Source organism: Halodesulfovibrio spirochaetisodalis (assembly GCF_001672295.1).
In the GTDB taxonomy this organism is placed as follows: Bacteria; Desulfobacterota; Desulfovibrionia; order Desulfovibrionales; family Desulfovibrionaceae; genus Halodesulfovibrio; species Halodesulfovibrio spirochaetisodalis.
Genome location: NZ_JXMS01000001.1, coordinates 64,132 through 77,031, shown reverse-complemented (window position 1 = coordinate 77,031; position 12,900 = coordinate 64,132). Strand labels below are relative to the sequence as shown.

Genomic DNA, 12,900 nt, shown 5'->3' with positions numbered 1-12,900 from the left:
TTTTGCCTCCGGCGGGCAGGGAGATAATCCCCCTGCACCCCTATTATTCGAGATATTCCGAAATAAGGTTGCATTCACGGCTCTATAAGTACTCAGTCCAAATTCATATAGCGTCACGCCTCAAGTAAGTAGTGATGCCGATACACAGATTTTCATGTCCCTCCCACCCCACACCTACCTAATCGGGTCAAGGGGGATTCCCCCTTGCGGGGTGGAGGGGCAGCGCCCCTCCCCGTCGGAGACAAAAAAACTCAAGCGCCGCAGGCACAAAAAGCTCTTCCAAAAGCAACAAATTAGCAAAAACGATCAAGAAATAGTTTCAAGATTCATGCAGTGTACCTTGAACGGAGGACGAACATGAACGCACACGAACGTATCCGCCGCGCCTTGCGGTACATGGAGTTACATTTGGACGAGCCTGTTTCGTTAGCGGTGCTTGCCGATATCAGCATGTACGCGCCGCATCATTTCCACCATGTATTCAGAGGCCTCATTGGTGAAGGTGTTGCGGAATACCAGCGCAGGTTAAAAATGCAGCGTGCTGCCGGCTCGTTACTCTACAGTAACAGGCAGATTATCGATATCGCGTTGCAGGCAGGCTACGGCTCACAGGAAGCGTTCACTCGAGCCTTTAAACGTTGGAGCGGTTTTACGCCCAAGCATTACAGAAAATGGGCACCCGCACACGAATACATTTCAGGAGAAATGCTGATGGAATCGAAACAGAGTTTGCTGAAAGAGTATAATTTGACGGTTGAGGTAAAGACCTTCCCTGAGAAGCATGTGGCATCCATGCGCTACACTGGCGACTACCACGGCTGCGGTGTTGTGCACGAGCAACTGGGAGACTGGGCAGCCAAGCACGACTTGTTTACGGGAGAAGAAGAATGGTTGGGGTTATGCTACGACGATCCCAAAATCACCCCTGCGGAAAAATGCCGCTACGATGCCTGCATTACAGTTCCGGACACGTATGACGTGCCCGAAGGCGCAGAAAAAAGAGTGATCGAAGCAGGCCGCTACGCAACTATCCTGCACAAAGGCTCATATAGCACGCTGTACCTGACCTATGCAGCCCTGCTTGGCGAATGGCTACCACAGTCCGGCGAGGAACTGACAGACGCCCCCTGCCAGCAGGTGTATCTGAAGCATGATCAGGACATGCCGGAGGAAGAACTCCTTACGGAGATCCGTGTAGAGTTGAAGTAGTATTACTAAGTGCTGTTTTTAATAGTAGGAGACGTATATCGTTCACCATGCACCAACCGGTATGCGTTCAGTCCAAATGCCTGTGTAGACCCTTCACCAAGACCGCAGGTAACTATACGCCAGTAATGCGCGACAGATAGAAATACCTGAATACTCAATTCCAGTTGAAGTAACGTGCCATCAAATAACGCATAGTACTTCTATGTAATAAGCTGATAACACCTTTACTTGTCAGAGCATGACCACTCTGCACAATACACTAACTATAAAAAAGCCAAGCTCACAGCAAACGTACACGTATGCATAGAGCTTGGCTTTTTTCATATCTCACCAAAATATCAATGGATAAGCTGATACTCCATAGTAGAACATGGAAAAGAACTACCGTGCGCAAATAACCTGCGCAATACTCCTCACATCGACGCACGCTGCTGCAATCGCCAGCCACCACAATGCAGCATTATATAGAGCTAACATTTGTTAAAACATTTTTAGAGTACGCAGTGACACACATGAAAAACTTTTTTTGCAACATCGCTATACGTCTACATGCAGAAATTACTACTAAAAACCACATAAAGCAAAAGAGCGCCCTGCCGTTGCAGGACGCTCTTAAGTTATATGGGGTAGCATATAAAGTGTAGGGAAGAGTTAGTTACTGAAGCACCAATAGGCGTAATGATATGCCTCAGCACTAAATCAACGAAAAACTTCTACGTATGTAAAAGCTTAGAAACTGTTGTAAACTTGCAATTTTGTAATGTCAATACGTAATATAGAAGCGAAACTTCAAAAAAAAATTACACAACCATATTTTTACACAACTCAGACAAATGACAAAAAGAGAATCTGAAACGCAAGTTGTTAACTAGAAACACTCAGTTGTTAATATGTAAAACAACAACTACGTCCTTTATCCCTATCCTTTTCGCACCGCGTTTAGTGCAAAAAACACAGTCAGGAGCACCGCAATAACAATTCCCACTCGTTCAAATAAACAATAACTACAGATAGTAATGTTTTTTTAAAAAATTTATTGTCAAAACCCTAATGCATTTTTCATATCTGCCGTTAAGAACTTAAGTTGGATAGGATTAATATACAGTTTTCATTGTCACATCAACTATACTCAACAAGCAAGCAGTGTTAATGTCAACTCTTTGAAAATTTAACAAATGTTGCAAGCAACTGCTAACTACGCAAAGCAGACTTTTCATTTTTTTTATATTTCAGTATGAATCAATTTCCGCTCAACGCACGGCATTCATAGATTTGACACAAGATTAACACAAATTAATTTATTGACACATTTCGGCTAAAACATATACAACCGCTAAGAAGTTCCTATTTATAGGCAATTTTTCTCATTAGCTTGAAAAAAATTTAGTCCGTTTACAAATTGTTAGAATATGTAAACAGACCCCACTCTCTATGAATTTGCTTTTTCAAAAGGAGCAACTATGAAAAAAGCACTTTGGTTATTATCCCTTCTCGTTCTCACTGTTTCCCTCACCGCGTGTGGCGGCAGCAGTGGCAGCAGCGACAGCACCCCAGCAGCATCTAGCGGCCTTACTGGCGCAGTAGTAGCTGGTCCTATTGATGGTGCTAACGTAGTAGCTAACATCGAAGGCGTAGATACCGTTATTGGTGTTTCCAAAAAAGGTACTATCGTTTTTGATAAAGCAGCTGTTGCTACAATCAAAACCTTCCCTATCGTAGTTAAAACTACAGCAGGTACCAACTCAAACACACAGGATGCATTCGGCTTAGAGCTTCGTGCAATCATGAATGATGCAACCAACCCTGTGTACGTAACTCCGCTCAGCACTCTCGCAGCTGCTATTTACGAAAAAAAACTTGAAAATGTTGCTGTAGTGACTGCAGAACTTGAAAAAGAATTTGCAGCTGCTGCTAAAGCAGAAGTTAAAGCAATCGCTAAAGACACTTTTGGCGCTACTATCGATCCTTTCGCAAACCCACTTGCAGCACTGGAAAAACACGAGCTTCTTACTCAGTCTTTCCTCGCTACAATTGCTGTTGAAGAAGCTCCACGTACTGGTGTTCTCGTTGCAACAGATCAGCCTGCATTTGCTAATGCTATTGATGACGTAGCTACTTCACTCAATGATGGTGGCACTTACGCTCAGGCTGCAAAAGCTGCTAACGCTGCCCTCGTTGATGGTGAAACCATTGCTAAGTTCTTAAATGACAATAAAGTTGCTATCGCAAACCGCGTTGCTAGCACCATTACTGTTGTTACAGACAAAGACATCGAAGATGGCACAAAAGCTGCTGCGATTGCAAAAACACAGGGCGAGCTCAATATTGCTGATGCAACAGTTGAACATAAAGTTGTAGCTCTCAGCCTTGGTGGTATTTCTCCTTACTTCAAGGCTACTGGTGCAGATATCCCTGTATTAGTTTCTCCAGTAGGTAACGTTGCAGATGGTTCAGCACCAGTTGGCTTTGCAGCTGCAAACAAGTACCAGATTACTGCTGCTTCTGATATCTCAAAGCTCGAAGTTAACGGCGCTCCTGCTGCTCTTAACACACCTTACGACTTTGTTCATGCAGTAAACGTTGATAGAACTGCTGATGAAGATGCTACTGTAACATTCACAGTATCTATTGTTGCTGACGACAAGATTGAAAATACTGCTACAATTGTTATCAAAAAAGCAGACACTCTTATCCCAACAAAAGTAGAAAACACTGCAACAGTAAAGCTTCTTCCTTTCACCGATGGTGGAAAAGTTGTTAGCAAAATTGCAAAAGGTGCAACCGTTGCAATCGCTGACGACACCCTGAAAGCAGCTGTAACATACGACGCGCAGGTTAACACTACAGATAACGTTGCTTTTGCTCTTCTTAATGCTGCATTTAAAGTTCGCTTTACTGCACCTGAAGGCCTCATGTTCAAAAAGGCTGGCGAAGACGACAGCCAGAGCATCGTTATTGAAGCTACTGACCCTGCAGTTGCAAGCGTAGGTACATACGCAGTTGCTGGCGGCGGTTACTCACTTATCACAACTAAAGAACTCCCTGCTGGCGCTGTAACTTTCGGTATGGAAGTTATTTCTGCTGAAGCAACTCCAAAAGTACTCATGTCTACTCGTCCTAGCTACAAAGTAGTAGCTTCTGACGATACTAAAAACATCCTTCAGAGCATCGCGTTCTCTGAAAAAGCAGTTGAAGTTACTAAAGACTACAGCGCAGCTATTGCACTTGGTGCAGAAGCTAACAACGTAGTATTCTACGGTAAAACATGGAACTCTGTTGCTGGTGTTAACGCTCCTGTACAGGGCTTTGATAAAGACAACGCTGCTGCAAACCTCACATGGGCTGCAGCTAAAGTTGACGGCGTAACTTTTGGCGCACAGCCAATCGCACCTGCTGCTGCTGCAGAGTACCTCTACGGCATGCAGAAGTTCACTGTTGACCTCAGCGCACTTACTGTAGAAGCACCTGCTCTTAACGCTGGTGAGTACGTTAAAGTTACAATCAAACCTAGCATTGCTGATTCTGAATTCGCTGTTGCTGTTACCGATACAACTGGTGGCGTAAAAGCAATTCAGGCTAAACCAGCAGCTCCTGGCGATATCGCTTCTATCACAATCAATGGCGGCAGCGCAGCTGCAACAGCTACTGGTGCTAACGGCGCTAGCGTAGCTGCAAGCGGTACCGTAACCGTTGCTATCAACCTTGCAATGGCACCTGCAGATAACGCTGCATACATCGCAGAACTCAACAAAAAAGCTAACTGGAACGTAGTTCTTAACTCTCCAGTAACTGCTGCTACCGATGCTGTTGAACTTACATCTGTAACTGCTGCAGCACGAGTAGATGATACTCACTACACTGCAGTACTTACATTCGAAGACACTACCATCAACGCAGCTGACACTGGTGAAACTACTGCTAAAGTTACCTTTGATGGTAGCGTAGAATCTGTAGTTGTTATGACTGTAACTAACACAGCTGATGCACCTCCTGCACCTAACGCTGCTGCTGGCGTTGCTGTAACAACTAAAGGTGAAGCTACTGAAGCCTCTGGTGCTAATGCAGCAGTGACAACAGCACCTGTTGTTAAAGTTACTGTTGTTAAGAGTGCAGCTACTGCTACTGCTGTAGGCAACAAAGATCATTGGTCACTTGTTAAAACAGGTGGTGCTGCAACTGCTGAAAACGCTACAGTTAGTGCAGTTGTTGTTGATGACGCTCCAGGCGATGGTTACAACGTAACTATCACTGCTCAGAGTGCAGACGACGCAACCTTCACTATCGCAGTTGGTGACCATCAAGCTGATCCAGCTATGTATAAAGTTATTTACAATGACGGTACAAACCCAGCTCAGGAAGCTGCCGATGCACTGCAAGTTAATGACAATGACGCATAGTTAATTTAGTTTGCGACTCCCAGCCCCCTCGGCTTGCCGAGGGGGCTTCTTTTTTGTCAAAGCACAGCGTTCCACGTTGTGCTTTCTTGCTAGTCTGTATGGTTAAGAGTAGTGTTGAACACACTATGAATCGTGAATCATTATTACTAGACATGTTCGCAGCCATGCAAAATGAACTTGGCAACAGCGAATGGTGGCCTGCTGAAAGTGCATTTGAGGTAATGGTGGGTGCAGTTCTTACCCAGAATACAAACTGGAAGAATGTTGAAAAAGCCATCCATGCTCTTAAAGACCAGAAGATGCTAACTCCGCAAGCTATACTTGCCCTGCCTCAGGACGAGCTGGCTGCACTTATCCGACCTGCCGGATATTTCAATGTTAAAGCAAAACGCCTACAGAACCTCTTGCGCTGGTTTCAAGAAACAGCAGACTATTCCTTTGCTGCACTCGATACGTTCTCCACAGACGACTTACGGGCAGAACTGCTCACTGTTAACGGCATAGGGCAGGAAACAGCAGATTCTATCCTTCTCTACGCCTTAGAGCGTCCTTCCTTTGTGGTAGACACCTACACTCGGCGTATTTTTAATCGGCACAGTTTAGTAGAAGAAGATATTTACTATGATGATCTTCGTGATTACTTCATGGATGTGCTGCCGCAGGATGTACAGCTCTTTAATGAGTATCACGCCCTTGTCGTTCGCGTTGCTAAAGAATGGTGCTTAAAAAAAGAGCCGCGCTGCGAAACATGTCCGTTACAGCCGTTCTTAGAATAGGTTTGCATTTAATGTGGTGAGCTAACCTTTATATATAATGATAGGCTGGCATGTGCGACGCTGAAATTTTCCTTTGCATCAAAGACTAGGGAACAAGTGTTCCGTGGTCTAAGCGCGTATGCCTCATGCGTAAGTGTGAAACGTAAGCTGAGAAGCTTTTTTGTTGCACTAGGTTCGAGTATGGGCAGAGAATGATATTCCGTCCCATGTTCCCGAGCAGGCTTTGCTAGCTGCCACGTTTTGCATTCTGCGCCAAAACAATATACTAAAAACAGCACGAGAACACGGAACGGAACACCATCCCTGCCCTCTAGACACACTCTGCAAAACATCGCTGCACATAGCACCTTGCTTTTGCACACTAAATAAATCCACGCATTGCTGTTATCTGCTATATAGATAGTTCATCCTGCTCACTTTGAATTAAAGCTCACAACACGCTCTGCCGAACAGAATATTCTAGGCTGTCATAGTAGATCACTATTCATAGTGTCAGTCAGGCTTTTCGATTGAATTTACAGATGGTTCTCAATGAGCACGGAGTTGGATACCAACTCAACGAACGAGCTTTACTGCTCGAATGCGAGTTCATGATGAGCTGAAAGAAATTTCACAGCAGTTGCAGGTAAAACTTCACCTGCGGTTAACGCTTTATAGCCTAACATAGTCTGGTTAACCGCATACACAGAGCAAAGTGGACATGTTACGATACAACCGTAATGACATGTCCACACCGAAGGTGAACAAACTATTCGCGGTCAAGGGGGCGTCCCCCTTGCGGGTGCGGGGCAGAGCCCCTGCCCGTCGGAGACTCGCCGAAGGCACCAGAAAAATACACATGAAGAAAACACTCACCTCCCTACTCCTCATTCTCATCACGTTGCTCTGTTCAGTCGCCACGTACTCTCCTGCCTATGCTGAAAATGCTTCCAGCCTTGCTAAAAAGCTGAAGCGTGAAAAACGCGAAGCTGAGCAAAAAAAGAAAAAGCTCAAAGTACTCAACAGAAAAACACAGCATCTTAAGCGCAAGCTGAGCACTGAAGAGGCGACTATTGCTGCCCTTTCCGGCGAGATCAAAAAGCAGGAAAAAAAATACGCTGCGCTTAATACGAAGAGTAAGACGCTTACTCTTGAGTATAAAAAGCTTGAGACCAAGAATAGTGCAGCGCAAAAAGAATTGATATCATTGGTTAAAAAGTTATGGCCGTTGTACATTAATAGCCGTGTCCTTTCTAACAATTCCGCAGAGAACTGGGATGAGCTGGACAGGCGCTACACATGGGCTTCCACCCTGTATGCAACGGTAGAAGCAAAGCAGCGCGAACTTGTTGCGCAGCAAAACAAGCTTAAGCAGCTGGCTGAAAAGCAAACGGCACTCTCCAAAGAGGCCGGACAGCAGCTTGCAAAGGTAAACAAAAAGAAAGATGTCCTGCTTGCGCAAAAGTTGCGCCACAGCAGACAGCTTGCAAAAGTAAGCAAAGAGCGGGCAACCGCAGAGTCATCACTGCGCAATGTTCTCTCTATTATTGATACACTGAATTACAAAATGGAAGCGCACAGTCAGGCTGGCTCCAATATTTCACTGCTTAAAGGTGTGCTGCCGTGGCCTGCTAAAGGTATTATCTCCCAACGATTCAGGCCGAAAAGAAAACCGCCTGTTCGCGGTGTGGGGATTGCCCTGCAGGAAGGCAGCATGGTTCGGGCAGTTGCCGGTGGCAGAGTGGTGCATAACGATGTCTTGCGAGGCTTCGGTCGCGTTGTTATTATCATGCACGGGGAAGAGTACTATTCGCTCTACGCCTTTCTTGCCATCAGCAATTTACAGGTAGGCTCTGTTGTTAAACCTAAGCAAATAATCGGTGAAGCTGGCTTCTACCCCGCAGTGGACGGTACCGGACTGTATTTCGAATTGCGCTTTCATCAAAAAGCAATTAATCCAGAGACGTGGCTTTCAGCACTGCGTTAAGAACTGCTAATAGTTTTCAGCCGTTAGCAAGTTGTATACAAACGCTGCTGGGTGCATGACCACCGTCAGTCCTTTGAGGTGCCAGACAGATACCGAAAATGGGCAGGAAAATGCTCGGGCAAGCACGTACACGTTTAAAAAAGACGTGCTGACATCTAAATCAGCAATATGCTGAGTGCACCGTACTGACAATGCGTATTACCAGTTATGAAAGTATGTAAGGTGCTGGTAAACGCAGCTGAAACAGCATATATATTTTACTCGTATTTTCGCAGCGATGCCGGACAATGAGCCGGAAAAGCCGTCAAATATACTATAACACAGTGCCTCGCATGGCACGGCAATATTTTGAGTTTTGCCATTAATTCGAACTTGGAGGATCTTTGATAATGCGCTTAACTATGTGGTTAGTCGCCATCATGACTACAGCTTTACTTGCTTTCACATCTATTCCCGGCATGGCGACCGATGCACAAAGCAAGTTTGAGTCTCTCAAGCGATTTAGCCAGATTCTCGATCTTGTTGAACGCTACTACGTACAAGACGTTCCGAGGCCGGATCTCATTAATGGTGCCATTGACGGCATGCTGCAGTCTCTTGACCCGCACTCTACCTTTATGGATCAGGAAGAGTACAAAAGCATGCAGGAATCCACCACTGGTGAATTCTTCGGCATCGGCGTAGAAATCACGCAAGACGATACTGGTGTACTGCGCGTAGTAACACCAATCGAAGATACTCCTGCGGATAAAGCCGGTCTTGCTGCCGGAGACTTGATTCTTGAAGTGAACGGAAGTCTTACTCAGGATCTTGGTCTGCGCGAATCTGTAGCCCGTATCAAAGGCGAGAAAGGCAGCAAAGTTAAGCTGACCATTCTCTCTAAAAAAGCAAAAGCACCACGCGAAGTGGAAATCGTGCGCGATTCCATTCCGCTCATCAGTGCCAAAGTACGCGAACTGGACGACGGCGTTGTATGGATTCGCCTCAGCCGCTTCTCTGAAAACACAACAGACGAGCTGAAAGAAAAGCTGGCAGCGTACACAAAGAATCACAAAATTAAAGGCGTAGTGCTCGACCTGCGTAATAACCCGGGCGGCCTGTTAGATCAGTCCATTAAGATTGCGGACATCTTCCTTCAGGGCGGCACCGTTGTATCCATTAAAGGTAAGGGCAACGATTCCCGTAACTTTGATGCTGCAAAACAGTCCGCGGACATCACCGCTCCTATGGTAGTGCTCATCAATGCAGGTTCCGCTTCTGCTTCTGAAATCGTAGCAGGCGCGCTCCGCGACCATAAACGCGCACTCATTATCGGTGAGCCGAGCTTCGGTAAGGGTTCTGTACAGAACATTATCCCGCTCAACGACGGCAGCGCCATCAAGCTTACTATTGCACGCTACTTTACCCCTAACGGCACATCCATTCAGGCCAAAGGTATTGAGCCTGACTTACTGGTACCGTTTGAAACTCCGGCTAAAGAAGAAGACCCTGCTGTGAAATTCCTCCACGCACCACGCGAAAAGGATCTTGAAGGGCATCTTGAAACAGCCGATGAAGGTAAAAAGAAAACAGCCTTCAAACGCAGTGAAGACGTGCAAAAGCGTCTTGATAAAGACAACCAGCTCAGACTCGCAGCAAGCCTTGTGCAGACATTGCCTCGCATCAAGAGCCTGAACTAAGCACACTGTCCATCAAAGGGAGAGCATATTGCTCTCCCTTTTTTTGTACTCTGTTAGTTTAACAAAAAAATATCACACTCCTCTTTTGGTCACATCTGTCCTTTCCCTATCTGTCCACCTACGTACATTGCTTCACCCTTGACTTTATCTTGTGCCTTCCATTGCATAGGTTTCACTCAATCTGACTAGTAAGGGCTTCGCAACAGTCTCACCTGTCACAACACCCGTATTTTTTGTAATATTTTGGTTCAATTACGAAAAATGCAGGATTTTTTTGGAGTAAAAAGGCTCTAAAATCGCACTGTATGTTGCCCTTTCAAATCTAACCACTCTGGGGTATGTGTTTGGGGTACATATTCTTTCTGGAGCTTAGATGTCTGAAATTAAACCTAAACAGTCACCGCGCTGGCCTTATTATGCCTTGGCTGTAGTTACCTGCATTACCCTCATCGTACTCATTTTTGTACTCACCGGTAACACAAAACCCAAAGCCCATCCGGTGTCTGAGATGCGCGCTCCTGTCCGCATCGCCTCCCTCCCATATGAAGAACGCCTTGATGCACCAATTGAAGAAGGCGTAAAGCGCATTGACTTTGCAATCCTACGTGCTCTGGAAGATGCCGGAGTTCCTCCGTCCGGCATTGACTTAACCGGCATTGAACAACAAAAATTTGGTGACGAAGTCTTCCATTTCCAACAATTGCAAATTCGTTCGCAATACACTGCAGAAGAGCTAGCAACACCCATAGCAGCCTCCCTGTTACAGTGGTCTGAAAAAGCTATGCTGACCAAACTTTCTCACAGCCTGTATCGCGTCACCTACAATGATGTGGAAACACATCTTCTCAAATTTACCAAAATCAATGGGGATGGTTCTTCCGATAAGGATGCTTCAACATTGGATATTGGCGGTCATCTCACTATTGTGATAGACGACCTTGGTGAAAGCATTTCGGCAGCACAATCGCTTGCAGGCTTAAGCTACCCAGTAACATTCGCTATATGGCCCCATTCGTCATATGCAAAAGAAGTTGCAAAAGTAGCTAGTGCTGCCTCCCGTGAAATCATCATTCATCAGCCTATGGAGCCGATGTCTGCTGATGCAAAACCGGGGCCCGGTGCCGTTTACGTTGAAATGAAACCTGAAACCATTCGCGCTATCATCCGTGCAAACATCAAGCTTGTTCCCGGTGCTGTGGGACTGAACAACCATATGGGTTCCAAGTTCACACAAAACCGCAAAGGAATACGAGAGGTTGTACAGGAGACAAAGAAAAGTGGGCTCTTTGTTCTGGATAGTATGACGCATGCCAAGTCAGTGTTCTACAACGAAGCAAAAAGGCAGGGTTTAGTTGCCTTCCGGCGAAATGTTTTCATCGATAATGTAAAAGAGGTTCAAAGCACTCTACATCAGATCAAAAAAGCAGAACGCATTGCTTTGGCAAAAGGTACCGCCATTGCAATAGGCCACCCGTACCCTACCACCCTGCTAGCACTGCAGGAGTGGGAAAAACAGCGCAATACAAGGGTGCAGGTTGTCTCTTTGACAGAGTTGCTGAACTTCTGACGGGCTAGATACAACTAACGTCGGATACCACATATGCAATCTCGACTGTTGTATCCTTCAATTACCTTTCTATTTGGAGGATTGTTGGCAATGATTCAGAGAACATTTTCAATCATTAAACCAGACGCAACTGGACGCAACCTTGAAGGCAAAATACTTGCACGCATTCAGGATGCAGGCCTTAATGTAGTTGCCATGAAAAAAATTCGCATGACACAAGAACAAGCAGAAGGATTTTACCACGTTCATAAAGAGCGTCCGTTCTTCCAGAGCCTTGTTGAGTTTATGACTTCAGGCCCTGTTGTTTGCTCTGTTCTTGAAGGCGAAAACGCTATTGAAAACTACCGTGCTATTATGGGTGCTACAAATCCAGCTGATGCAGCTGAAGGTACCATCCGTAAAGAGTTTGCGGAAAACATCGAAGCCAACTCTGTTCACGGCTCTGATGCTCCTGAAACTGCTGAGTACGAGATCAATTACTTCTTTAATCATCTGGAGATTACTGGCTAACATGAAAACGTTCGGCTGTATCGGCTGTGGTAATATGGGCTCCGCCATCTTGGGCGGCCTTGAATCCCAACAGGATATTTCCCTTATCGGCTATGACCCGAGCGGTAATGTCCCTTGCACTGCGTGCGACACTAACCTTGAGCTTGCCGAGCAGGCAGATTTTATCATGCTTGCTGTTAAGCCGGATTATGTCGAATCTGTGCTCGAAACTATCCAGCCTGCACTCACTGAGGATAAGGTCATCATTTCCATTGCAGCAGGTGTTTCTATGGAAACACTTTCAAAACACAGCGGCGGAAAATGCCCTGTAATTCGCTGTATGCCGAATACTCCGGCAATGGTAGGCGAAGGAATCTTTGCTTTCTGTTTTGACGATCCTGCCCTTACAGAGACGCAACAGACAGCCGTGCATACCATGTTCGAACAAATCGGTCAGGTAATGGTGTTGCCTGAATCTAAATTCAACGCATTCACTGCCATTGCCGGCTGCGGCCCTGCATACGTACTCTACTTCATGGAAGCCGTAACAGAAGCCGCTGTCAGTGTTGGATTTAACAGAAAAGAGGCTACAGAAATGGCAATCAACCTCTTTAAAGGCACTACTAAGCTTGCTGATGAGTCTGACCATCACCTTTCCCTGCTACGCGAAATGGTCTGCTCACCTGCTGGTGTAACCATTGCTGCTGTAAACCACATGGATCGAACTGCCTTACGCGGAAATATTATAGACTCTATTTTTAAAGCCCGCGACCGCGGTATTGAAATGAGTAAATAATTCGCTGCTGAATAGTAAGGG

The 12,900-nt window shown here is 45.7% G+C and carries 8 protein-coding genes; all 8 read left to right on the top strand.

Annotated features, from left to right (window positions below; all coding sequences use genetic code 11):
• The first annotated feature begins 357 nt into the window (after nt 1-357).
• Nucleotides 358-1,209: an AraC family transcriptional regulator gene (locus SP90_RS00370; RefSeq protein ID WP_066851431.1), complete on the top strand. Its 852-nt coding sequence runs from the start codon at nt 358-360 to the stop codon at nt 1,207-1,209.
• A gap of 1,460 nt (nt 1,210-2,669) precedes the next feature.
• Complete coding sequence (locus tag SP90_RS00365; protein WP_066851429.1) at nt 2,670-5,606, top strand: hypothetical protein; 2,937 nt, start codon at nt 2,670-2,672, stop codon at nt 5,604-5,606.
• A gap of 98 nt (nt 5,607-5,704) precedes the next feature.
• Complete coding sequence (locus tag SP90_RS00360) at nt 5,705-6,382, top strand: endonuclease III domain-containing protein (RefSeq protein ID WP_082936217.1); 678 nt, start codon at nt 5,705-5,707, stop codon at nt 6,380-6,382.
• A gap of 838 nt (nt 6,383-7,220) precedes the next feature.
• Nucleotides 7,221-8,348: a murein hydrolase activator EnvC family protein gene (locus tag SP90_RS00355; protein ID WP_066851426.1), complete on the top strand. Its 1,128-nt coding sequence runs from the start codon at nt 7,221-7,223 to the stop codon at nt 8,346-8,348.
• A gap of 389 nt (nt 8,349-8,737) precedes the next feature.
• On the top strand, nt 8,738-10,027 hold the full coding sequence (locus tag SP90_RS00350; protein ID WP_066851424.1) for a S41 family peptidase: 1,290 nt from the start codon (nt 8,738-8,740) through the stop codon (nt 10,025-10,027).
• Nucleotides 10,028-10,400: 373 nt separating this feature from the next.
• On the top strand, nt 10,401-11,594 hold the full coding sequence (locus SP90_RS00345; RefSeq protein WP_066851422.1) for a divergent polysaccharide deacetylase family protein: 1,194 nt from the start codon (nt 10,401-10,403) through the stop codon (nt 11,592-11,594).
• A gap of 90 nt (nt 11,595-11,684) precedes the next feature.
• On the top strand, nt 11,685-12,104 hold the full coding sequence (gene ndk / locus SP90_RS00340; protein ID WP_066851420.1) for a nucleoside-diphosphate kinase: 420 nt from the start codon (nt 11,685-11,687) through the stop codon (nt 12,102-12,104).
• 1 nt (nt 12,105) lies between these two features.
• Nucleotides 12,106-12,879: a pyrroline-5-carboxylate reductase gene (proC, locus tag SP90_RS00335; protein WP_066851418.1), complete on the top strand. Its 774-nt coding sequence runs from the start codon at nt 12,106-12,108 to the stop codon at nt 12,877-12,879.
• Nucleotides 12,880-12,900 lie beyond the last annotated feature (21 nt).

Bases quoted from the DNA above. Each gene is read 5' to 3' on its own strand.
- SP90_RS00355 (WP_066851426.1), top strand. From the start codon at position 7,221: ATGAAGAAAACACTCACCTCCCTACTCCTCATTCTCATCACGTTGCTC.
- SP90_RS00345 (WP_066851422.1), top strand. From the start codon at position 10,401: ATGTCTGAAATTAAACCTAAACAGTCACCGCGCTGGCCTTATTATGCC.
- SP90_RS00360 (WP_082936217.1), top strand. From the start codon at position 5,705: ATGGTTAAGAGTAGTGTTGAACACACTATGAATCGTGAATCATTATTA.
- SP90_RS00365 (WP_066851429.1), top strand. From the start codon at position 2,670: ATGAAAAAAGCACTTTGGTTATTATCCCTTCTCGTTCTCACTGTTTCC.
- ndk (WP_066851420.1), top strand. From the start codon at position 11,685: ATGATTCAGAGAACATTTTCAATCATTAAACCAGACGCAACTGGACGC.
- SP90_RS00350 (WP_066851424.1), top strand. From the start codon at position 8,738: ATGCGCTTAACTATGTGGTTAGTCGCCATCATGACTACAGCTTTACTT.
- proC (WP_066851418.1), top strand. From the start codon at position 12,106: ATGAAAACGTTCGGCTGTATCGGCTGTGGTAATATGGGCTCCGCCATC.
- SP90_RS00370 (WP_066851431.1), top strand. From the start codon at position 358: ATGAACGCACACGAACGTATCCGCCGCGCCTTGCGGTACATGGAGTTA.